The 24,020-nt window shown below is 48.5% G+C and carries 22 protein-coding genes and 1 pseudogene; 21 read left to right on the plus strand and 2 right to left on the minus strand.

What is annotated here, in order from left to right; translation table 11 throughout:
- The 21 genes and pseudogenes from HMPREF9412_RS05880 to HMPREF9412_RS05980 form a co-directional block, all read left to right on the plus strand.
- A pseudogene (locus tag HMPREF9412_RS05880) lies at positions 1-204 on the plus strand (extracellular solute-binding protein); the annotation flags it as partial.
- Positions 205-530: 326 nt separating this feature from the next.
- The gene (locus HMPREF9412_RS33225) at positions 531-1,067 is read left to right on the plus strand and encodes a hypothetical protein (protein WP_254664006.1); all 537 of its coding nucleotides are present in this window, start codon (positions 531-533) and stop codon (positions 1,065-1,067) included.
- A complete protein-coding gene (locus HMPREF9412_RS05890; RefSeq protein ID WP_009590488.1) occupies positions 1,064-2,854 on the plus strand; it encodes a helix-turn-helix transcriptional regulator in 1,791 nt (596 codons plus the stop codon). Before HMPREF9412_RS33225 ends, HMPREF9412_RS05890 begins: the two co-directional genes overlap by 4 nt.
- 269 nt (positions 2,855-3,123) lie before the next feature.
- Positions 3,124-5,724 carry an exo-rhamnogalacturonan lyase family protein gene (locus HMPREF9412_RS05895; protein ID WP_009590493.1) on the plus strand — a complete coding sequence of 867 codons (2,601 nt, stop codon included), beginning with the start codon at positions 3,124-3,126 and terminating at the stop codon, positions 5,722-5,724.
- Positions 5,725-5,793: 69 nt separating this feature from the next.
- Complete coding sequence (locus HMPREF9412_RS05900) at positions 5,794-6,528, plus strand: DUF1961 family protein (RefSeq protein WP_009590467.1); 735 nt, start codon at positions 5,794-5,796, stop codon at positions 6,526-6,528.
- 270 nt (positions 6,529-6,798) lie between these two features.
- A complete protein-coding gene (locus tag HMPREF9412_RS05905; RefSeq protein ID WP_009590494.1) occupies positions 6,799-9,066 on the plus strand; it encodes a rhamnogalacturonan lyase in 2,268 nt (755 codons plus the stop codon).
- Between the two features lie 177 nt (positions 9,067-9,243).
- A complete protein-coding gene (locus HMPREF9412_RS05910; protein WP_009590487.1) occupies positions 9,244-10,041 on the plus strand; it encodes a polysaccharide deacetylase family protein in 798 nt (265 codons plus the stop codon).
- 28 nt (positions 10,042-10,069) lie between these two features.
- Complete coding sequence (locus tag HMPREF9412_RS05915; RefSeq protein ID WP_036671417.1) at positions 10,070-11,344, plus strand: FG-GAP-like repeat-containing protein; 1,275 nt, start codon at positions 10,070-10,072, stop codon at positions 11,342-11,344.
- 736 nt (positions 11,345-12,080) lie between these two features.
- Positions 12,081-12,428, plus strand: a complete 348-nt coding sequence (locus tag HMPREF9412_RS05920; protein ID WP_009590497.1) for a DUF1048 domain-containing protein — start codon at positions 12,081-12,083, stop codon at positions 12,426-12,428.
- 9 nt (positions 12,429-12,437) lie between these two features.
- Positions 12,438-12,761, plus strand: coding sequence for a DUF1048 domain-containing protein (locus HMPREF9412_RS05925; protein WP_009590495.1), 324 nt, complete (start codon positions 12,438-12,440; stop codon positions 12,759-12,761).
- Positions 12,762-13,125: 364 nt separating this feature from the next.
- Complete coding sequence (locus HMPREF9412_RS05930; RefSeq protein WP_139083887.1) at positions 13,126-13,422, plus strand: hypothetical protein; 297 nt, start codon at positions 13,126-13,128, stop codon at positions 13,420-13,422.
- Between the two features lie 295 nt (positions 13,423-13,717).
- Entirely contained in the window at positions 13,718-14,611 is an 894-nt protein-coding gene (locus tag HMPREF9412_RS05935; RefSeq protein ID WP_009590500.1) for a helix-turn-helix domain-containing protein, read from the plus strand.
- Between the two features lie 103 nt (positions 14,612-14,714).
- On the plus strand, positions 14,715-15,725 hold the full coding sequence (locus HMPREF9412_RS05940; protein ID WP_009590496.1) for a phytanoyl-CoA dioxygenase family protein: 1,011 nt from the start codon (positions 14,715-14,717) through the stop codon (positions 15,723-15,725).
- A gap of 394 nt (positions 15,726-16,119) precedes the next feature.
- Positions 16,120-16,563 carry a hypothetical protein gene (locus tag HMPREF9412_RS32815; RefSeq protein ID WP_175320740.1) on the plus strand — a complete coding sequence of 148 codons (444 nt, stop codon included), beginning with the start codon at positions 16,120-16,122 and terminating at the stop codon, positions 16,561-16,563.
- A gap of 197 nt (positions 16,564-16,760) precedes the next feature.
- On the plus strand, positions 16,761-17,093 hold the full coding sequence (locus tag HMPREF9412_RS05950) for a winged helix-turn-helix transcriptional regulator (protein ID WP_036671427.1): 333 nt from the start codon (positions 16,761-16,763) through the stop codon (positions 17,091-17,093).
- Positions 17,094-17,363: 270 nt separating this feature from the next.
- A complete protein-coding gene (locus tag HMPREF9412_RS05955) occupies positions 17,364-18,092 on the plus strand; it encodes an NAD(P)-dependent oxidoreductase (RefSeq protein ID WP_009590472.1) in 729 nt (242 codons plus the stop codon).
- A 14-nt stretch (positions 18,093-18,106) separates the two neighbouring features.
- Complete coding sequence (locus tag HMPREF9412_RS05960) at positions 18,107-18,565, plus strand: DUF2269 family protein (protein ID WP_009590480.1); 459 nt, start codon at positions 18,107-18,109, stop codon at positions 18,563-18,565.
- Positions 18,566-18,646: 81 nt separating this feature from the next.
- Positions 18,647-18,880, plus strand: coding sequence for a hypothetical protein (locus HMPREF9412_RS05965; RefSeq protein ID WP_036671429.1), 234 nt, complete (start codon positions 18,647-18,649; stop codon positions 18,878-18,880).
- A 78-nt stretch (positions 18,881-18,958) separates the two neighbouring features.
- A complete protein-coding gene (locus tag HMPREF9412_RS05970) occupies positions 18,959-19,369 on the plus strand; it encodes a YkvA family protein (protein ID WP_009590466.1) in 411 nt (136 codons plus the stop codon).
- Between the two features lie 264 nt (positions 19,370-19,633).
- Entirely contained in the window at positions 19,634-20,656 is a 1,023-nt protein-coding gene (locus HMPREF9412_RS05975; protein ID WP_009590477.1) for an alpha/beta fold hydrolase, read from the plus strand.
- Positions 20,657-20,917: 261 nt separating this feature from the next.
- Entirely contained in the window at positions 20,918-21,844 is a 927-nt protein-coding gene (locus HMPREF9412_RS05980) for a DUF2268 domain-containing protein (protein WP_009590471.1), read from the plus strand.
- A 225-nt stretch (positions 21,845-22,069) separates the two neighbouring features.
- Here HMPREF9412_RS05980 and HMPREF9412_RS05985 read toward each other — a convergent pair whose 3' ends face one another.
- On the minus strand, positions 22,070-22,903 hold the full coding sequence (locus tag HMPREF9412_RS05985; RefSeq protein ID WP_009590473.1) for an ABC transporter permease: 834 nt from the start codon (positions 22,901-22,903) through the stop codon (positions 22,070-22,072).
- Positions 22,904-22,905: 2 nt separating this feature from the next.
- Positions 22,906-23,862 carry an ABC transporter ATP-binding protein gene (locus HMPREF9412_RS05990; protein ID WP_009590486.1) on the minus strand — a complete coding sequence of 319 codons (957 nt, stop codon included), beginning with the start codon at positions 23,860-23,862 and terminating at the stop codon, positions 22,906-22,908.
- Positions 23,863-24,020: the final 158 nt, after the last annotated feature.

Genomic DNA, 24,020 nt, shown 5'->3' on the forward strand with positions numbered 1-24,020 from the left:
AATCCGGCGGAGCCGTTTATTTCTGAGGTGTACTCGCAAAAAGGACAACAGCTAGGCAATATTATTAACGATGCCCGCATTAAATTCATCGTCGGCCAAATCGACGAGCAAGGCTGGCGCGATGCAATTGAATTGTGGAAAAAATCAGGCGGGGACGATTACGTTAAGGAAATCAACGAGCTGTACGCAGCATCCAAATCCTAGGTGAAGTCATTCTAAGCAGTTTCGTTCAGAGGAAAAAGAGGCCTGGTGCCTCTTTTTTCTCTATAAAAAATTATCTTTCCAGGGCCCTAGCAAAGTGAATGTATCCGATAAGCAGCCAAGACACACCTTATGGTTTTGATTTGGATTCCTCTGTTTTTTGAACAATGTACTCTGAAAATATGCAGGTTTTATGGATAGGACCGCGTTATCCTTATTAAGGAAGTCGTTTTTTCTTTAGTTTTGAATACGCTTACATATCTGAAAGGGCAAAGAACCGCCTGACGAGGAAGGCAAAACTAATTTTAGATATGGTTGGTGAGCAGACGATGAATGGATGGAAGACGTTAATGGCCCGCTTATCCGGCAGATCGAGCAGCTTCTATAGGAAAAGCTTCATCATGTTCTTGTTCGTTGCCGGTATTCCCGGCATCATAACGGGGGTTCTCGTTTATTCGATGGCGGGTGGTAAGCTGGAAAAGGAGCTGTTGAAGCTCCATAATAACCAGATTGAGCAGCGGTCGCAGAACCTGAATAAACAGCTGTCCAATCTCGAAATGATGCTGGCGCATTGGGCATTCGATACGAGCTTCGATTATTCGCTCAGCGATCGAGACTTCGTGCGCGATTTCGAGAAGACCCGCGATATTACGAATACGCTGCTCGTCATGCAGGGCTCCAATACGATGATTCGTAACGTCAGCCTCTATTTGCACGGAAGCCAGCCAGTATTGTTTTATCCGGAATATTCCGCTTTGAATGACGCAAGTGTCATATCGCTATACGACCGTCTGCTCGACGAGGGAAAAACGACGTATTGGACACAGTTAACGCTTGATCCCGATCAGCCGGGAAACGGGAATTGACGTTTGTACATCTTGTTCCCGGCGGCAGCCAAAAACCGATGGGGGCTTTGATCGTTCGATTGGACAACGAACAAGTTTCGGAGGCGCTGCAGACCATTACACCTTATGCCGACGGCGAAAACTTTCTCATGGAGCCGGGCGGAGATATATACGTATCCGCGAACGGGAGCTCGATCGACTCGACGTTTGTAAAGGCAGTCAGAAGCGAGGTCGAGTCGAACGGGAACAAGGAAGGTTCGTTTCTTTATGAATGGAACGACAAAACCTATGCGGTCACGTACGGTTATTTCGCACGAATTATGGATAACTGGCTGTACGTGTCGGCTTCGCCGATCACCAATATTACGGCCCCGGTCGTTTTTATCTCCAAAGTCATTTTGACGGTTAGCTTGAGCGCTCTCTTGCTGGCAATGCTGCTTGCTTGGCTTGCATCGATCCGCATGTACTTGCCCGTCAAACGGTTGATGATGAATTTGCTGCCGAGTGCCTCCTTGGCGGGAGGAGGCCGGGAGGACGAGTTCACGCTAATTGAGCGGCAATGGCAGCATTTAAACAGGGAGAGTCGAGAGCTGAACGCAAAGCTGCTCGAGCAGCTGCCGCACGTGAAGGAAAGCTTTCTCCATCAACTGCTGCAGGGCTATTTGTACGCCTATACGGAGGAGGATCTGCGGTCAAGGATGGAGCGTTATAAATGGCAGGTATGCGGCAAGCAGTTTATCGTGCTGTACGTACAGCTTACCGGAATTGCGAGCATGGAAGGGAAATTCAAGTTTGGCGACGAGGGACTGGTCACCTTTGCGTCCGTCAACATGATCGAAGAGCTGGCGGATTCGTATTTCGAGCAAAGCAGCACGATCAACTTCCATGATCTTGGATCGGGAGTGCTGCTGATCTTGCCGGAAGGGGAGCCATATGCGGAAGCAATCAAATCGTTCAGCGAAGAGCTGGCACAGACGGTTAATCGTTTGCTGAACATGGTGGTGACGGTGGCGATCAGCAGAGGTACCACTCGTGTGAGCGACATCCCGCTCGCATTTGAGGGTGTGAAGCACGCAGCCAGCTTCCGCAAATTCGATAACGACAACCAGATCATCGAAATGGAAGAGCTGAATTTTGAGGATTCGTCCGAATCGCAGTATCCGTTTACGTTGGAAAGAGAAATTCTTCAGGCGCTTCGGACCGGGCAGGAAGCGGACGCCCATGCCTTGCTCGTCGAGTTCCAGAAAGCGCTGTCCGCTAAAGGTGCTAAAGCGATAGACGTTCAGCAGGGAATGCTTCATTTGCTAGGTTCCGTTCAGCATGCGATTCTAGTATCCGGCATTCAGCCGAATCGCCTGTTCAAGGGTGCCAATCTGTATGAGCAGCTTTCCCAGATCAAAGAGCCTGCAGGTGCAAGGGAATGGTTTCAAGTGAAGGTGATCGCACCCTTCATGAAGGAGCTGACGAGCAGGACGGATGGCCAGGTAAAACGGCTGATCGAGCAAGCCATGATTTATTTGCAGCAAAACTATATGCGTGACATTTCGCTCGACAATTGCGCTGAATACATCGGCACGAACCCGTTTTTCCTGAGCAAATCATTCAAACAGGTAACGGGCAAAAACTTTATCGATTATTTGACCGAGCTGCGCATGGATAAAGCGAAGGAGCTTCTTCGGGAATCGGAGATGAAAATTAACACGGTCGCCGAACAAGTCGGATATCGGCACAGCTATTTTAATCGGATCTTTAAAAAGCTCGAGGGCATGACGCCCACCCGTTACCGTGAACTAAGCCGGGCGGAGTAGGAAGTGTATTGCAGAAATAAAATCGTAGGAGCAGCCGGCAGCAGGTTCTTGATACGACCGCTGCCGGCTTTGTTGTAATGAGTAAGGCCGCGAAGCACCAGGGCACTAGAAGAACCCTATCGTGCAATAAAGTGCAATTCTCGCGAAAACATGCAATATAGGCTGGCGGATGTCATCAAGAAAGTGCCATTGCCGGGAAAGCCGCAGCTCTCTACAATGAGGGCGTTGCAGCAAGACGGAAACCAACAAAACGTTTAGGAGATGATTCCATGAACGACACGCGAGTCACACTGCGTTGGTTAAAGGCAGCCGCAGATATTCCGGCTGGGGTGACATGGGGAATGCCGTGGAAGGAGGGAGAGCTTTCGCGGGACGATCGGTTGTCGCTGCACATGGAGGACGGCACCGCCCCCGCACTTCAAAGCTGGCCGACTGCTTATTGGCCGGACGGCAGCGTCAAATGGACGGCGCATGCAGCCGCTTTTCAGGCTGGTGCACCACGGGCATACTCCATCGTGAAGGGAGATCCCGAAATTTTCAAGGCAGCGGCTTCGTTATCCGTACGTGAGACGGAGGATGGCTTTACCATCGACACGGGCGTTCTTTCCTTTCGGGTACCGAAAAAGGGCAACCAAATGATCGCGGATGTTCACCGTAATGGCGTCAGCATCAGCTCCTGCGGCGAGTTGATTGCCATCAAGGAAAGCATAAGCGAGCTGACCGGCAGCCGAACGATCCGGGAAGAACGATATCATTCCCAAATCTACGAGGCGAAGGTGGAGCAGGCAGGTCCGGTACGAGCGGTCGTCAAGCTGACAGGCCGACACCGGGCCGTAAACGGAACCGGTGAATGGCTTCCTTTTTCGCTTCGCCTGTACGCTTACGCCGGTCTGGAGTCGATCCGGATCGTGCATACGTTTTTTTATGACGGCAATCCGAATCAGGATTTCGTGAAGGGACTCGGTATCCGTTTCAGGCTGCCGATGCGTGGGCCGCTGTACAACCGCCACATTCGGTTCGCAGGTGATACCGGTTTTTTAAGCGAATCGCCGAAAACGCTCCATTCGCGGCGCACAAAAGGCAAATATTTGGAGCTGTTCAAGCGTCAGCTCAACGGGGAAACGCTGACCGACGAAGACATGGACGACGAATACTTCATGAGCCTGCTGGGCGACTCCGCATGCTGGGACGGCTTTAAGGCGACACAGTTCTCAGCCGACCATTACTTGATGGCCAAGCGGACCAAGGCAGGCTGCAGCTGGCTCAAAGCCGCCGAAGGCCGCAGATCACGCGGGGTCGCGTACGTCGGCGGACCACGCGGTGGTTTGGCTCTTGCGATCCGTAATTTCTGGCAAAAGCATCCTTCCGGCTTGGAGGCACACGGCCTTACAGAGGACGAGGCGCAGCTGACCGCCTGGTTCTGGTCGCCGGAAGCGCAGGCCATGGACATGCGCCATTACGATACGGATACGCATGTTGAGTCTTCTTACGAAGGCGCAGAAGAATTGCGCGCAACACCTTACGGCGTCGGCAATACGAGCGAGCTGACGATCTGGTGCCGGACGTCGACGCCGTCGCCGTTTGAGTTAGAGGCATATGCGAGCTATAACGAATCGCCGCCGCAGCTTGTATGCGAGCCTACTTATTTACGAAGCCAGGGCGCATTCGGCATCTGGAGCTTGCCGGACCGGGGAACGCCCGCCAAGGCCCGCCTTGAAGAGAAGCTGGACGGCATCATCGCCTTCTATCAACGGGAGGTCGAGCAGCGGCGCTGGTACGGGTTCTGGGATTACGGCGATTTCATGCACAGCTACGATCCGGCCCGTCACGTCTGGAATTACGACCTCGGCGGCTGTGCGTGGCAGAATACCGAGCTGGTTCCGAACATGTGGCTGTGGCTGATGTTTTTGCGCTCCGGACGCGAAGATATTTTCCGGATGGCGGAGGCGATGACACGCCATACGAGCGAAGTCGACGTCTATCATTTCGGTGAATACGCCGGGCTCGGCTCCCGGCATAACGTCGTCCATTGGGGCTGCGGCTGCAAGGAAGCCCGGATCGGCATGGCCGGCCTGCACCGATACTATTATTATTTGACGGGAGACGAGCGGATCGGTGACATGATGGACGAGGCGAAGGACGCTGATTATACGACCGTTCATATCGACCCGATGCGCGCCTATTTTCCGAAGGACGAGCATAAGACACATATCCGGGTCGGTCCGGATTGGGCGGCATTCAGCTCCAACTGGATGACCCGCTGGGAGCGCAAAGAGGATACGTTTTACCGCGACAAACTGCTTGCCGGCATTCAATGCATTAAACAGGCGAATTTCGGTCTGATCTCCGGTCCGACTTACGGTTATGACCCGAATACCGGCTTGCTCACGTCGATGGGCGACGACAATTGGGGCCGCCATCTGGCGTTATGCATGGGCGCGCCGCAGGTGTGGTTCGAGCTGTCCGGCATGCTGAAGGATAAGCAGTGGGATGAAATGATGGCCGATTTCGGTGTTTTCTATAATCTCTCGCAGGAAGAAAAGGATCGGATTACGGGCGGTGCGATCAACACGAAACGGTTTGAGCATCCCGTCCTGACGCTGGCCCTCGTCGCTTACGGCGCTTGGTACCGTAAGGATAAACGTACAGCCGATTTTGCCTGGTCGACGCTGCTGAAGCATCCTTTTGCCACGACCGACCTCAAGAAAGACGGAGCTGATGTTACGTACGTTGACGAGCTGAAGGAGATTGAATGGATGAACACGAACGAGGCGTCGCAATGGTCGCTGAACACGATCATTAGCCTGGAATTGATCCCCGATGCATTGCCTGACCATACAGCCTCCGCCCGCCAGGAAGCTAATGCCTAACGCAGCGCGGTTACCGCTGGTCGCTGGATTGCGATTACCCAGACCTGGGAAGAAAGGAGCATGAATACGATGACAACGGGTCAACCAACCGAAACAGGGGCCATGCATGCTGCTAAAAGCCCGCTTATTCCCGAAAGTTGGCGCGCGATATATGCAAACCCGCTCGCCAAGCCCGAGCATGTCGCGGATTTTCGGATGGAGGGAGAAGCAGCCGTTACGTTTCCTTTAGGACGGATGCGGCTCGAAAGCGTCCGCGACGAGGCGGAGGGACAGCGCGCCAATTTCGTGCTGTGGTGCCCGGAGGATTTTCCGGCGGACGCTGCTATCTCATGGGATTTTTGGCCGGTCCGCGAGCCGGGCCTGGCGATTATGTTTTTTAGCGCAAGCGGCACGGAAGGCAGGGATTTGTTCGATTCTTCAATCAAGCCACGGACAGGAGAATACGACCAGTATCATCACGGCGAAATGAATGCCCTTCATGTTTCTTACTTTCGGAGGAAGTGGGCGGAGGAGCGGAAGTTTCAAACATGCAATTTGCGTAAAAGCTACGGTTTCCAGCTGGTCGCGCAAGGTGCCGACCCGATTCCAAGCGTCATGGACGCTGTCGGACCATACAAGATGCTCATCGTCAAGGACGGCCATCGCATTACGTTTGCCATTAACAGCCTTCCGGTTTTCTCGTGGGAAGACGACGGCGAGACGTACGGGCTTCCGATCGCTGGCGGAAAGCTTGGTTTCCGCCAGATGGCGCCTATGATTGGAGAATATGCGAATTTAACCGTTTATGCCGAAAGCAAACCGTAATTTTCACAGCGATCTCCATCATTGCTGCCAAAGCCACTTGCATCTCAGCAGGGTCTTGGCCAATATTTCCGATCGTAGACGGGTGCTTAATGGATCCGGTGGAACCGCCGTCGTGAACGAGATCGGGGGTTATCTCGGCGTGGATAGGAAATGGGCCCGGAGCTGGGGGTAGGGTCTTGCGCCTTGCCTTACTTTCCGCAGTAATCGAAAAGACCAACACGGAAGAACAGGAAAACGGATACAGGTTCACATTAGGAGGGGTGTCTATTTATGAAAACCGTCCATGAGCAGCACGAATATGAAGCAAAGAAGTTATACGGGGTGCAGCTGGAATATCTGAACCGGGGGTTGGTTGCAGCTGCGACAACGGAAGGAATATTTCTCAGCTGGAGATTGCTCGGGAATGAAGTGACCGGCTATAGCGGTAACGGAATGATCGGCACCCATTTTAACCTGTATCGCAATGGCGCCTGTATCGCAGCTATCCACGACAGTACCAACTATTTGGACCCCGGCGGGACGCTAACATCGGTTTATTATGTTTGTGCGGTTGTGGATGGACGGGAAGTTGACCGTTGTGCCGACGTCACTCCCTGGGTGGGTCCATACTATGATTTACCTTTGCGAAAACCGGCTGACGGAGTCACGCCGACTGGCCAAATCTATACCTACGCGGCAAATGATATGAGCGTCGGGGATGTAGATGGCGACGGTGAATATGAGTACTTTGTGAAATGGGACCCGTCCAATGCAAAGGATGTATCGCATTCCGGCTACACCGGTCCGGTATACATCGACTGCTATAAGCTGGACGGAACGCTGCTCTACCGGATTGAGCTTGGTGTGAACATTCGGGCGGGTGCTCACTATACACAGTTTCTGGTCTATGATTTTGACGGAGACGGGAAAGCCGAGCTGATGTTTAAGACAGCACCCGGTACAAAGGTCATAAGGTACGATCAGGAAGGAAGAGTATCCTCTGAAACCTATATAACCATGCCTCGGGAGGATATAGCTGCCGGGTACAGTCATCAGGACGACTATCGAATGAGCAGTATGGACTACTATAAGCATATTGTCCATATGTTCATGCGCTGGCACTCGCATGAGGAGGTCGTGGCGAAGCGATGGCCCTCCACGCTTGAAGAGTGCTTCGGGATCGAGCGTCGTTACACTTATCCATTGTCAAGGGAGGATGCGGAGCAGCTTGCCGATTACTTCCTCGACGTGTATGCTCCCCGTCGGAGCGGGCGCAACAACTTGAGGTCATTTGAGGGATTCATTCTTGATGGGCCAGAGTATTTAACCGTGTTTCATGGACAAACAGGCGAAGAATTGGAGACGATCCACTATAAACCGGGACGGCATGATGATGGCCTGATGTGGGGGGATTACTCGTGGAATCGCATTGAGCCAGGCAATCGTGTGGATCGATTTCTAGCAGGGGTAGCCTATTTGGACGGTAAACAACCGTTTGCGATCTTTGCTCGCGGCTATTATACTCGAGCTGCTGTTGCAGCCTACGCTTGGGATGGAACACGCTTGAAGGAGAGCTGGTTCGTTGACAGCGGCTGGGTTTCGATGAATAATCCTTTTCATGATACGCTTCGTCAGGAAGACGGCCGAAATGAGAATTTTGGCAGCCTCGCTAAACAAGGGGCGCATTCCTTAAGCATTGCAGATGTGGATGGAGACGGCTGCCACGAAATTATTTACGGAGCCGCTACCATTGACCATGACGGATCCATTTTATACAGCTCCCGGGGCATAATGCCACCGGAAAGCAAGGCACCTGGTAAAATCGCCAAGCTTGGTCATGGCGACGCCCTTCATGTAGCGAACGTTGATCCAGACCGGCAGGGATTGGAGATTTTCATGGTGCATGAAAGCGGCGACTCGGGACCTTACGGATACACGCTGCGTGATGCGGCTACCGGCGAGGTATTGTACGGCGGCTTCGCAATCGATGACGTGGGGCGCGGGATGATCGGACAGGTTGATCCGACCCATAGGGGACTACAAATATGGTGCAGCGAGGGTTATGAAAGCGATGAAGCCTTCGGTTTGAGGACATGTAAAGGAGACCAAATTGCAAAACAGATTCCGGGCACGAACATGAGTATCAAGTGGTCGGCCAACATGACAACCCAGATCATTAACGGCAGCTTTGACGAGCCTGTTACGATCGACGATTGGAAACAAGGCAGGCTGCTTACAGCAGAAGGTACGGTTTCCAATAACGGAACGAAGGGAAATCCTTGCCTTGTCGCTGACGTTTTCGGAGATTGGAGAGAAGAGCTGCTGGTCCGAACAACGGATAGCTTGGCGATTCGGATCTACCTGAGCACCGAGGTAACAGACCGCAAATTGTATACGTTAATGCATGATGCGCAGTACAGAACCGGTATCGCATGGCAGAATGTCGTATATAACCAGCCCTGCTACGCAAGCTTTTATTTTGCATCCGACATCGATTGGGCGAAGGTTCCAATCCCAAGTTTATATCTACCCCGTGTATGCGAACGTAATTGCAACTAACGACCCGTGAGGGTCATCCATGTTTGTTGATGTAAATGCTTTGGTTCGTATAGCTAGAAGGTAGACGATTCGATCACTGAAACCAGGTTATCCGTCTGCTGGCTCAGCTCATATCCAAATACGGAAAGTTGCAGAAGTATGCCTGCAGTGGAGCATATACGCAAAGGAGGAAAGAGGATGTCGAACATTTTGATGTGCTTTCCGGAAGGGCGGCACAAAGCGTTAACGATGAGTTACGACGACGGCCGCTTCGCCGATCGGCGGCTGGTAGACATATTTAACCGGTATGGGCTTAAAGGATCTTTTCATATCAATTCCGGACTACTCGGAACGCCGGATAGGGTGGGTGCAGATGAGGTCAAAACGCTCTATGATGGTCATGAGGTGTCGGCGCATACACTGACCCATCCGACGATCGCTCGCTGCCCGAACGAGCAAATCGTGCACGAAATCATGGAAGATCGGCGTCATCTGGAACGTATCGTGGGCTATGCGGTGCGAGGGATGTCGTATCCGAACGGCTCTTACAATCGCAGAATCAAAGAGATGCTGCCGGGTCTCGGCATAGAATATGCAAGAGTCGTTGCCGGTTCAGGGCAATTCGGAATGCCGGACGATTTTCTGGAATGGCAGCCGACATGCCATCATAATCGTGAGCTGATGAAGCATGCGGAAACCTTCGTCAGCTTGCACAAAAAACAATACCTATATCTGATGTACGTATGGGGCCACAGCTACGAATTCGATAATGATAACAATTGGGGGCTTATGGAACAGTTCGGCACCTATATGGGAGGCCATCCGGATATTTGGTATTGTACAAACATTGAGTTTGTTGATTACGCCAAGGCATTCGAAGGACTGAAGTTTGCAGCTGACTTGGATTTCGTCTACAACCCTTCAGCGTTAAGCGTTTGGTTGAACGTGGACGGAGAGATCGTCGAAGTGAAAGGCGGCAAGCAAATCAAGTTGTAATGAGAAGAGAGGAATGGAGGGATATCGGATGAACCAAGTGATGACAAAAGAACCTTTGCTCATCGGCATGCTGGATATACGGGCGGCAGGTCCACGCTGTAAAATGCTGCTCGGCGACTTAAACGGAGATGGCCGGATGGAGATGCTGCTCGTGCAGCCCGACAACCGCCAGGACGTTCGTTATATTCCCCATCAAGTGCAGTGCCTTACTGCGTTCGATCTGGAGGGGAATCTGCTCTGGCAGACGGGAAAGCCGGATCCAGGAGCAGGCAGTCAAGGCTCGGATTATCCCGCACAAATTGTCGATATCGACGGAGACGGCCGTTTGGAGGTGCTGTGTGTTATGGACAGCCGGCTCATCGTCATCAACGGGCACGACGGAAGCGTTAGGTCTTCCCATGAGCTCCCGGACCCTGAGGCGCACGACTGCATAATCATTGCGAATTTGACGGGCGGCCCGCATGGACGAGATTTCATTCTAAAGGATCGTTATCAACGCATGTGGGCAATGGACCGGAACTTCAATTTGCTCTGGACGCACGAGGGCAACCCTGGCCACTTCCCTTGGGCATATGATCTGGATGGTGATGGATACGATGAAGTGATGGCCGGTTATACGCTGCTGGACCATGACGGCACGCCGTTATGGAGCTGCCGTGAATTGGATGATCACGCCGATTGCATTTGGATCGGTGATGTAAATGGCGACGGAGAGCCGGAGCTTGTAATCGGAGGCAGCGTAACGGTCATGTATGACCGTTACGGCAAGGAATTATGGCGCTACGAAGGCTCAATCGAGTCACAGCATTTAGCTCTCGGGCGCTTCCGAAGCGACTTGCCGGGAATGCAAATTGCCGGACTGGATCGACTCGTGAGAGAGGACGACGGTAAGGGCTTAATTGGCAAGGACGCCTTGTTCCTGCTGGACAGCAGCGGACAAGAGGTGTGGAAAGAAGACCGTAAGACACCCGGCTGGCTTACGATCATCGAGCCCTTAAGCGGGTGGGCGGTAGGCGCCCCGGACTATATTTTGGCATACCGTCGCGGTGGGGGCATCTTCCCAACATTGTATGACGGTCATATGAACGCCGTCGTCGAATTTTCTTCCGAGGGTTATGCCGTCCATGCCGACCTATGGGGCAGTGGTACGGAGCAAGTCATTATTTACAACAGCGAAACAGCGTCCTTATATTCGAGTAAACCTGCAAATCCGAGCGAGCTCCCTTCGGGTATCCCGCTGCCGCAGCCGAAACGCTTGTCCAACTCGACATTGTATCCGGGCGGGGAAGTTCCTCTGTTCTAGTTTGCAAGCTATTTACCTGAGCGAATAGAACGGACCTACATGATATGACTCCTGATCGAAAACATGATGGAAAATCCTTCGCAGCGTCGACGGCGAAGAGACCAGCAAGGGAAATGTGACAGATCACAAATATTCAGAACGGCGGCGATAAGGGCAAGGAGAACTTGTGTCGGACGATAAAAACTTGATTACTTTGAAATGAAGTCGCATCATATGCGGCTTTTTTGTTATACGAGTATAAGTTTCTTGTCATTGAGTTACGGCAAGGCCTTAAATATCATGTCCGACATTGCGATGACAGGGGAGAGTGGGGAAATTATACCGTTTCCGAGCCGCCCCCATTTTCCAGAAGAGTGCGAACAGAGTCGTGATGATGGTATGCGAGAAGCCTATTTCTAAACGGGCAGGATCGTTGAAATTGTAATATCCGTGTCAGAGGAAATGGAATTGACAAACCATCTACTACGTGTTACTTTATAGAAGTAATAAGTAATACTTCATACCAGTGATACAGAATAGTAAAGGCAGCTTGAGGGCTGTGTATTTGAATTTATAAGCCGCTAGAATAAATAAATTGGTGAAGTATCACCAAGAAGAGTATCACCAAGAAGACGGCCAATAAGGGAACGCCGCGAAAGTTTTTCGCGATTAACGCGTGGGGAGCGAGGTGCTGCGTGGGTTCTGGGAACAATGGAGTCCGTATCATCAAAAAATAACGAGTTAAAGGAGAAAAATAATGAATTTTTGGGAAAAAATCACCGGCAGCGACATGACTAAACAATTTAAAACTTTTGAATCACGAGCCAAAAAGCTGCCAGCTGATTATCAAGCGGCATGGAAAGAAATTAATGCCAATCTTTGGCCGCACTCCGATTTCACCGGTCGCAACCTCATGCCGATTCTTGACGGTGTGCTTGGCCTGCTCGAAGAATCGGCTGCGGAAGGTCAGAATGTCCAAGAGGTTTTGGGTAACGATATCAAAGGCTTCTGTTCAGCGTTGGCCGGCGAAGAAGGTGCAAAATCTTTTCGCGACAAGTGGCGCGAGCAGCTCAACAATAATATCGCTAAAAAATTAGGTAAATAGGAGGATAAAATGAGAATACAAGATATCATCGAAGGCAAAAAAGAGTGGCGAGCGCACGTGGCGCGTGTCAAAGCGCTCCCGCAAGATTATCAGATTGTTTATAAGGAGATTCAAAAATATCTCTTTAAGGTCGGCCCTGTCGAACTAACCGACGGGACGGGGATACTCTCGGGGATTATCGATCTTTTTGAAGAGGGCGCGGCCGTGGGAAAAGGCGTGCTCGAAGTAACGGGCAGTGACGTAGCGGCTTTCTGCGACGATCTTATTAAAGATTCAAAAACTTACGCTGATATCTATCAAGAATCATTAGACCAAAAAGGTAACAAGGCATGAAAAGGGTTACGGATAAAACGAAGTAAAAGTGGGATACAGGTGACTTTGAGATTCGAATGATAGTCGGCTTTATTTGTTAGAAGTATACAAGTGCTCAAATAACGAAGGGAGCTGGCCAATGCTAGCTCCTCTCGCTTTTTGTCCCTTCTTGAGTCCATGTCGTCATACTGGCAAAAAGATCGTCCATATGATTCTCGGCAGGGAGGTGTACCCGTAGGGACGCGGTCTGGAAACTTGCCTGACTAAGTGATTGCGGGGAATCTGACACCCTTTGAGTTCATGGTTTTCTAGTCTTCTTGAGTAGAGGCATGGTTTGTCACTTTCCAAGACAAGGCATGGTAAGATGAAGGGAGTGGGATTTAAGATGACTAGAACATTAGGATACACAGAATTTGTACCGCTAAATTTGAAAGCTGTATTTACGAGTGTAGATTTAAGCGTAAAGAAAGTAACTACTAATATCATCTATCAAGATCAGACAATTGCCACCTTCATTTTTAGCTTACCTGCAAATATAATTTTAGAAAGCGGAGATATTAATAGCATGAGAGGCTTACAAGAAGTTGATATTGATGAAGAGTATGTGGTTTGGAGACTTAAACCAATATGGCACTCGATATTGGAACATGAGATTTCCGAGCCCGATGATTTTCTTGTTTAGTTATCAAGTTCAATAAAACACGAAGCAGCTGAGCCTTCTATTGTTTGAAACAAAATAATTCATTGTAAGTCGCTATATTAGCGGCTTTTTTGTTTGATCGTTACAAGTTCTTGTCCCGATCGCCGATAAGGGAGTTCCTTTTTACCGATTAGAGAAATATATTCTACGACAGTTACTTCCTTACTCTTACGAGTTAAGTGGTATAGCATATAATTGAAACCATTTCAAATGGAACTTATAACTTGTGCCCTGCGTCATATTATTTAGAACAAACGGAAGGATTGGAGGTTATACATTGTCGCTAACGCTGCCCGCGCTTCATGTCATGGGGGATATCACCGTCAACAAGGGATCCGTTCTGGGGGTGCGAACGATTGATGATTTCGAATTGGTATTCTTTCCGACGGGTTCCCGAACCGTTTACGAAAACGACCGGGGCGAATTTCTGCTGGATCGGCCCGGCATTGTATTCACCTGTCCCGGAGAGCCGCATAGGTACCGGTTTGATCCGCTCGTTCCCACCAGGCATTTATATGTCCACTTCGAATATGCAGCGTTCCGGGAAACCTTCTGCAGACAAGACGATAGCCGAGGGGAATGCCAGGACTGGTCGGTGATTGCCGGGGGAAGTCTTGTTCCCTCCCTGTTGAAACAAATGCTCAAAATTGTGCATGTAAAACCCCGCGGCTGGCAAAGAAGAGGAGCCATTTTGCTGCTGAGCGTTCTGGAGGAATGGCAGGCGATCGATGAAGACGATTCGCGCTCTTCGATGAACCTGCCTGCCCCGATTATCAAGGCATTGGATTATATGGAACAACATCTTCATCACCAGATTACCATTGAAGAGATTGCCGGCAGTTCCGGCTGGACTCATGAGCACTTTACCCGAATGTTTGTCCGCTGGATTGGGATCCCTCCCCAGAAGGCCTTGATGGAACGCCGTCTACGGAGAGCGGAACAGCTATTAATCCAAGCGGAGCGAACGATCAAACAAATCGCTTACGATGTCGGGTTTGCCGATGAGCACTATTTCTCACGCATGTTCAAACGGACACGTGGCGTCACTGCCGTGGAATTCCGCGATCGATTTGCGGATCCGTTATTTCGTCATTTGGCCATGACCGAAGAGGAGGAGTCCGCTTATCCCTTGAACCGGCATTTTGTCGCTCTGAATCAGGAGCGGACATGATAACGGATATCAAATCAGTCCACCGTTTTCCGTGTCCTCTCCATTGAGAACGCTTTCGGAATCCTTCACACTTAAGATAATCAATTCATGTGGAGGGATCAGCATGGGACAGACTTATGTACCTAAGGCCAAACTAAGAGAAGGCCGTTTTTATGTAACGGTAGAGCAATACAAGCACTATCACAGGGATGGTTACCTTATTGTTGAAGGACTGTTGGATGCGAAAGAAATAGAACAATACGCAGCGTGGGCAGAGAGACTGCGGATTGAACATGAGGGGAAACGTGAAGAGGCATCTAAGGAAGATAAGGATCCTCTCAAATCGGAGTTTGCCGAGAAAACGAGGGTTCATATGATCTCTCGCGTCCATCCGGAAGGGGAGCAGCTGATGCTTCATCCCCGGATTTTGGATGTGCTTGAGGCGCTTATTGGGCCCGATGTCTATGCTCTGCAATCGATGATGTTCTTTAACCCGCCGGGAAAAGGGGGGCAAGGTTGGCATCAGGATGCTTATTACATCAAGACCCACCCCGACACATTAATCGGAGCCTGGATTGCCCTGGAGGATGCCGATGAAGAGAATGGGTGTTTGTGGGTCGTTCCCGGTTCCAATCACGAACCGATCTACCCACCGCCAGGGGATAACGGCGGCAGTGTTCATGCTAAAGAAGCATTCACCGATCTCCATTCCGTGGAGAATGTCAGTCATCTCAACGATGAGGTCAACACGTTATCCAAAGTGGTGTCCAATTATCCGGCTCCCATTCCAGTGCGAATGAAGCCTGGAGATGTGCTATTCTTTGATTCCCATTTATTCCATCGTTCATATCGGAACCGAACGAAGGACCGTTATCGCCGCTCCTATGTGTGCCATTATTGTAACGCTCGGTCGTTCGTTCCGTGGGACCATGACGGTTATGAAGGCGAAAGCGGGAATTACCGCCAGATATTGGCCCGCGGCCGGACGCATCTTGCTTATGCGGAACCGATATTTGATACCCCGGTAGATATTACGCAGCACGATGAGATACCCGAATCATCCAGCGTGACGTTGATGGGTATGGATGACGGCATGATGCTGCCGGTCGTACAGGAGAAAAAAGAACAGGACTAGCGGTGGAAATTGCATAAGAGGAAGAGTCCCTCCGTTCAATCATTGAGCGGAGGGACTCATTTTTTGCAAACAGAAACGGACTAGCGTTAGACCATACGCTAGTCCGTTTCTGTCTGCATCGAGTCACAATACGCGCAGGTTGATTACTTTTCTGAAGTAATGAGGAGAGAAAATAGAATTATTGCCTACCATCAGCCCTTCCTCTGTATTCACTCGGAGTTAGTCCTACGTATTTTTTTGAATTGCCGCATAAAATGTACATCGTTCTCATAACCGCATATTCCAGAAATATGGCTGATCGCATACGATGTGTTTTTCAGTAAATAGGAGGCGTATCCTAGTCTGTTAAGGATGATATCGTTAATTACCGATATGCCAAAGATTGTTTGTACATATGCTGGAAATACGACCGACTCATATTCATCGTGTCCGCCAAAAACTCGACGGTAAACCAAGTAGAAGGAGAACTGAAAACTTCATTTCTGAGGTTCAGGAACTGATCATAGTATTTACTAATCTGATGGTGTGGACGATCATGCGGGATCTTCAGGAATTAAGCGAGTTGAGCGTTCCTTTATACTCGGAATTCGGACCTCACGGCGGTTTTCGCGTATTGGGTGAGGCGAATCTGCCATCCATTTCATTTACCGATGACGAAGCTGCAGCCATTTTCTTTGCCGTTTACGCCTTGCGCCATAATATTGATTTTCAATATAAAACAGAGTTTTTTACGGCGTTGAACAAGTTTTATAACATGATGCCAGAAGATGTCCGAAATTTATGCCGCAAGATGTCCCAAGAGGCAGAACATTCTGCTAATGGGAAAAACAATTACTGAATAAACCAATGTAGCGGCTGGTCGAAACGATGGGCTGTTTTTCATTGTAGTGATGGGCAAGTCCGAGGCATTTAAGCTAAAGATGAATCGGCGATTAGAATGGTTTCTGATTGACTTGATAGCATCCCTATTGTAAAATTTTGTTATATTAATATCGGTTAATACATGTACTCAAAAGTAAGGGGGATGATTGATCCATGATTCATCAGCGTGAATGTCCAGTCGAAACACTCCTGCATGTTTTAGGCGGCAAATGGAAGCCCTTGATTTTATGGCATTTGATTGAATCCAAAAAGCGCTTCAACGATCTGGAAAAGCTTATACCTGATGTTTCACAGAAAATGCTTTCCCAACATCTCCGAGATTTAGAACATGAAGGCATAGTTGATCGAACGGTCTACCCTGCTATCCCTCCAAAAGTAGAATATTCCCTTAGTGAATACGGCAGAACATTGATTCCTGTAGCGGAAGTCATGTGTGCTTGGGGAGAAAATCATAATAAGCGTAAATATGAAGAGCCAGCGTCATAAAGCTGATTTATTGAAATTGAATCTAATTCAGTCAACCCATAACAAAAGCTGCCACGGAATTCCGGGCAGCTTTTGTTCGTCTACAGTCGCACAATCTGCCACAAGAATTTTCCTTTCCTCCCAACCTCTGCGCACAATATGTTATCCCTTTCTGTAAAGCTTACTTTTAAGTAAGTACCCTACTTTAAAGTGGGTTCTTAACATCATTTTGAAGCGATGCTAAGCTTGAGTTAACCAAATATTGGAGCTGTTAAAGAGGAGGAAAGAACAATGAACATTATTGTTTTTGGAGCGACGGGGAATACGGGGAAAAGAGTGCTGGCACAAGGAATAAAATTGGGACACAAAATGACCGCGTTTGTGAGGAATTCTGAGAAGCTATATGATCAACTAGGTCAGCATTCCGCAAAGCATGTGAAGGTGATCGTGGACGATATGTTGAACCCAGTGAGCGTCAGTGAGGCGCTTGCGCATCAAGACGCCGCTATTATTGCGGCTGGTCATGCGGGCCAGGGGGAAGAGTTTGTTGGTATCGTCGATAACATTATAAGCCAATGTGAATTGGAGCCTAGTTTCTCTGGGCGGGTATGGGTCATGGGAGGAGCCGGTCTGCTGGATATTCCATATACCGATCTGATCGGCAACCATTTACCCGGCTTCCCACCCGAGTATATAAATCACAACCTGAATTTCGAAAGGCTGCAACGGACTGGGCTCGATTGGTCCATGATGTGTCCGGGAACCATGATGGATTCAAGAGAGCATCCCGAACCGGTTCATCTACATGTAACAACGGAAACCTTGCCCGTTCCGATGTCGGAGACGATCAAGGAATATTCCGAGGCAGAAATAGCCGGTCATTTGTTCAGCCGATTTCAAGAGCTCAATGTTGCTTATGACGATGTTGTAATGTGTATGCTCAACCATCTTGAGCTCGGAGGAGCATTTAAAAGGAAAAGGGTCGGGCTAGCCTATCAAAGCAAGATTTCGGTGCGCTGAGGAGAAGGGGGAGCATGGGTTTGTTTGGATTACTGCTCGTTTTGCATATATTGGCTTCGATCGCCATCATTGGCCCAGCTTTCGTGATGCCCATCATTCGAAGATCCGCTAGAACCGTTGGCCAGCTGCACTTTACTTTTGGTATAACGACCAAACTTGCCATCATACCTAAAATGGGCGGAATTCTACTTATTATAACCGGTGTTTGGCTTATGATCATAACCAAGATGGGGATATCCCAAATGTGGCTGAATGCGTCCATCCTTTTATCGCTCCTCATGATCGCCCTCATCGACGGATGGATCGAGCCGCGTTTGAAAAAGATCATCAAGCTCATATCTGAAAATCAAGACCAGAGTAATGAAATACCCGCCGAGTTCGGACTGCTGATCAAAAAGATCGTCCCCATCGAGACGGCAGCACAGCTGATGATGATTGCCATATTGGTGCTTATGGTCGTAAAGCCTTTTTAAAAATCCGATGGAGCGTCTACTTTTATAGCCGCATGATTTTGGTGATATAATTAGGAAAATGCTGGGCTAAGAGAAAAGGCGGTGATTGAAATAGGGAGTTTAAAGGTGATAGTGCGTTCTCAGATTTGGACGACACGACTTCACGAGCAGTCTGATGTCTTTCTTCACCACTTCCCAGAAAAAGAAGCAATCATTCGCACGCTGCTACATTGGATAGATGAACCGCCTAAGGACCGTGAGGATGTGTATGAGTTGTTTAAGTTTGAGGGGGAGTGGGCGGGTGCCAACTTTTTAAATGAAGCCAAAACTCACTGATAGTCTGAACTAAAGAACACCATTTGTTCCGTTAACGAGCGGCGCCAGGGGACATAGCAAATGATTTTGGAGGTCTTTATGAGAGAAGCGAAGGTTCTAACAAAAGCGAAGAATAAGGCAAGAGAAATTAAACGGAATGTTTTTGTTTTGTTCCTGGCCTATAAAGATCCAAGAGTACCTTGGTACGCAAAGTTGTTTGCGGTGTTAGTGGTTGCCTATGCTTTCAGTCCGATCGATTTGATACCGGATTTCATACCCGTTTTAGGTTATCTTGATGATTTGATTATCGTGCCTTTAGGAATTACGATCGCCCTTAAAATGATTCCACAATCGGTTATTGATGAATGTAGAGCTAAAGCGGAGGAGATCAGGAAGCAGGGAAAACCGAAAAACTGGGTGACCGGCGCGTTATTCATTTTGATATGGGTATTAATCGCCGTATGGGTCGGAAGCATCTGCTATAAATTTTTCACTTACGGTAGGTTATAACTGCTCTCAATTGCTTTTTTTCTCCTTTGATCGGCTCGCTGTTTACGGATTATTGCCAAGTGCTCACTTGCTATTTATCATGCCTGCGAGATACCGATAAAAGTCGCTATAATAGCGGCTTTTTTTGTTTTGTCCATACAAGATCTAGTCCCTAGCTGAGGACAAAAGCGGGTGTCGATTACCAAAAAGCTTTGTTCATGCTCCGTTCATATTGCATTCATTGAGAGGACATCTTGGTTGGCTAGACTTGCATTAGCGGACCCCATGGCCAGTGTACAGATAGACAAGAAGGAGCTGAAGAGTTTGACGCAACCAGCAGGAAAGGAAGTAAGGAATAGTACAAAAACAAAGAGAGTACTACATATTTTGCTTAAAATAATCGTCGCAGTAGTTATAGCCATCCTGCTTTTTATCGCCACCGTGTATTCCGTAAATAAAATCAGCAGTCATGCAGAACTAAAAAGATTGGAGCCATACGGTCAGCATGTAGCTGTAGATGGAAAACAGATGAATGTTTTCATTCAAGGTCAAGGTGAAGAAACCATTGTGATTCTTCCCGGTTATGGAACAGCGGCACCTGCACTTGATTTTAAGCCGCTCATATCAGAGTTAACCCCTTATTATAAAGTCGTCGTGATTGAACCATTTGGTTACGGTTTGAGCGATCAAACCCAGAAGGAGCGCAGTACTGCAAATATCGTAAGTGAAATTCACGAAGCGTTACAAAGTCTCCAAATCAATCGTTATATCCTCATGGCTCATTCCATTTCGGGGCTCTATAGTCTGGATTATGTGAACCAATATCCAGATGAAGTGCGTGCGTTTATCGGGCTGGATAGCAGCGTTCCGTCACTGAGCGAACAGAAGATTGATTCGTCAGACACAGAACCGGTTAAATGGTTCCGCAACTTGGGCTTCGCCCGGTTACAATTGAAACTAAGCGCTGGCCCTTATGAAGGACGGCCGTATGATCAACAAACCAAAGAACAATTGAACATTATGATACGCAAAAACATGTATAACAACACGCAATTAAATGAGGCAGTGAGCATGTATTCCAACTTTAAAGCAGCAGAACAGATGAATTTTCCTCCCGATTTACCTATTCTTTTCTTTGTTCAAGCGAATCACCCTGTGACGGACCAATGGATCCCCGAGCATGAGAAGCAATTAGAGGAATCTGTACATGGCGAAATGGTTTTATTGGACGCGGGACATTATTTATATCGTTCTCATCCAAAAGAAATCTCGGACAAAATAAGGGATTTTACGGGCGGGATAAAATAATTAGATCACATCTTGGTGTAGATCGATTGCATTACCAAAAATGAACTTGAACGAGTTGAATGAAAGGGAGCAGATTGCGCCAGCAGCTGCTCCCTTTTTCAAATGAAGAAACGGGCAGGAAGAGGTAATAAATGAATATATCTATAATCGGCATATCCTCGTTGTCTTCTATTCAAATATGATGTTTATGTATTACGGTTAGAAATCGATCGTAGCCCGTGCATAAGTCTCTCTATGAATACATAACTAGGAGTGATAGAAATGAACATAAGAACATTGCGTTCAGACCATATTTATCAAAAAGTTGCCCAAGCTTCGCCCGAGGAAAAGCTTGAATTATTCAGAAACGAAATGATGGCTCCCTTTATGAAACAATGGCAAATTCAACAGATCCCTTTTCGAGCGGAAGAAGCGAACGGTTTTGACGTTATTACGTTTAATAGCATAATGCATCGATCTCCTGATCAGATTACCCCGCAGATTTCACATGAGGTAGAGCTGATTTCGTCAGATTCTTTTTGGTTAGAGTGTGAGCACGCCGTAAGGAAAAGCCTCCAACAATTTATGGAACATGAAATAAACCTTCCTGTTTCCGAATATTTATTTACCATTCAACTAGGGAATCCGGAAAGCCGTGCCTTAACCATAAACGAAGGTTATAGCGGCTTTGGGGGCATTCCCGGGTATATCTGGGGTACAATCTTGCCCAATGCCTACACGATTCCTCGAATGAAGGCTGCGCTCGCGCACGAATGCAACCATAATGTGCGATATCAATTTATTCAGTGGGATCACACCGTTCATTTGGGCGAGCTCATTGTAAGTGAAGGATTAGCCGAAAACTACGCTACGTTCATGTTTGGAGAAGAATTGCTCGGCCCTTGGGTAACGAAAACAGACGCAGAAACACTGAACAGGCGCATAAAGCCTGTGCTTAAAGAGCAATTGCATTTAACGGGTTTTGATAATATCGCTCCGTATCTTTATGGTGACGAGATCGCCAAACTTCAAAAGTTTAAACCGGTCAACATGCCTTATAGTGCCGGATACGCGTGCGGATATTATCTAATCCAATATTATTTAAGGAAAACAGGTAGAACGATTTTCGAGGCCACCATAACGCCTGCCGCTGAAATATTAGACGAAGTGAAAGAATTTTGGAATGAAGACACGGTGATCAGCTCTTAAGATCGCGTTCAAATAACAGATACCATTTGGAACTTACATTGCCCACGTGTGGGGCAGAGGGACAACGACATGCTCCCATTAAAAGCCGCTATTTTAGCGGCTTTTTTGCTTTAACTGGTACAAGTTGGTATCCAGAGTCGCCTGAAAAAACGACTTTGTTCTGCTCGTGATTATCTATTTTCATCGAGGTTGCTAGTTAAGACCGTTAACAAGGAGAACTTTTCTTTACTGCTCAACACGCCAATCAACCTTTTTCAAGATCAATACGATGGAGATCAGCGAGAAAAACAAGAGAACAAGTGTGTTCCAGGCGACAGAGCCGGACCAGCCCGATATCAATACCTCCCGCATGGCCTCAGCGGCGTAAGTGGTTGGGAAGATGTAAGAGAACCATTGCAAGATCATAGGCAATTGATCCATATCCACCATGACAGGCGTCAAAAACGAGATGAACATCATGAGCGCCTGGACCAGCATGTTGGTCAATTGATGGCTAGGTGACCAGAAGCCGATCAGTACACCCGCGCCAACCACGCTAAAGACGGTGAGCAGCAATACAGGTACAAGTCCCCAGCTGTAGTGAAATTGAATGCCGTAAGCAAGTTGACCAATCATCGCCAGGATAATAAAAGACGGTACGCACATGATCAAGCCGCGCAGCAGATTAGCGAAGATGAAGTTTACCTTGGCGATCGGCAGAGACGAATAGTACGTGAAATGGCCTTGATGCTTCTGCCAGGATATCTCTTGAGCCATGGAATTGAGTCCCATGACGATTAAGCCGAATAGCATATTCCCCGTAATAATACGTGTCATGACAGCCGGCGTTGGGTCGACCGTAAAGAATTTGAGAAACAACAGCGTCGTTAACGGAAACATGCATGCCATGATGAAAATCCAAACCCATGCCTCGCGGATGATCGTAAATTGAATGCGGGCTAAGATCAGCCATTCCGTGATTCTGCGCTGGATTATGCTCTGCTGTTCGTGCCCTTGGAGAAAGACGGCTTCTTGCAGCTGCAAGTCATGGCTTTGCATGGATGGTTTTATCTTTTCCATGGTTAGACCACCTCCGCTTGGGCAGGCTTATCCTGATCGTCATCAATATGAAAATAGACATCTTCCAGATTCGGAGGGACCAACGAGTATTCTTCAATCGGTAATTGCAGCTCAGTGAGGCAGTCGATCGCGTAGCTGGCGTTTTGCTTCTCGATCAGTGTCCGGATTCGATTTTCTCCCGTTTTGGTCCACTGCCCCAGAGCGCTTAAGCTTCGGCAAACATAATCGCTTTCGCCAAAGGAAGTCGTAATTTCCAGCTTCATCCGTTGATCGACCCTTTGTTTTAAGACACCGACATGATCGATGGCCAATAGCTTGCCGTGGTTTACGACAGCAACTCTATCCACGACCTGTTCGGCCTCCAGCACGTTGTGTGTTACCAAGATTACGGTTACTCCTTGGCGATTGCGTTCCTGAATCAGATCCCATACGAGCCTTCTCTTTTTAGGATCTAGTTCATTTGTCGGTTCATCCAGGATCATGACGGGGGAAAAGCCGATCAAGCAAGTACCGATCCCGATTAAACGCTTTTGTCCGCCGGAAACGTTTTTCAACAGCTTGTGACGGAGGTCTTGCATACTAAAGCGTTCCAACAATTCCTCTGTTTGCTTTAAGGCGGACTCCTTCGTCAACCCACGCAATCTTCCTGTAAAATACAGAGCTTCCCAGGTTTTCAAACTGGTCAGGGCGTGAGGCTCTTGTGAGTAGTAGGCGACCTCCTGGGCAACTCGCTTTGTTTGCGTCTGCACGATGGTTTCTTTATAGCGTACCGTACCTGAGGTGGGAGCAAGGTGGCCTACCATCTGCTTGATTAGCGTGGATTTGCCCGCTCCATTCGGACCGAGCAAACCGAGAATTTCCCCTTGTTGAACGTCGAAGCTTATGTTTTGATTGGCGACAACCTTTCCTTTTTTGTATGTTTTATTCACATGCTCTAATTGATAGATCAGCTTCATCATGCTTGCCCCTTTCAGTTCGAACTATGTTTTTGCTGCTGCGTGTTTAAATTCAAAGAGAATTTGTTGACTGTGTAACGGTATATCAACAGGCGTTAATATAACGATAACTTATTGCTCTGAGAAGAAGTGAGGGACGGCAGAATGGTTTTCGTCTCCGT

The organism is Paenibacillus sp. HGF5, from assembly GCF_000204455.1.
Classification (GTDB): Bacteria; Bacillota; Bacilli; order Paenibacillales; family Paenibacillaceae; genus Paenibacillus_AQ; species Paenibacillus_AQ lautus_A.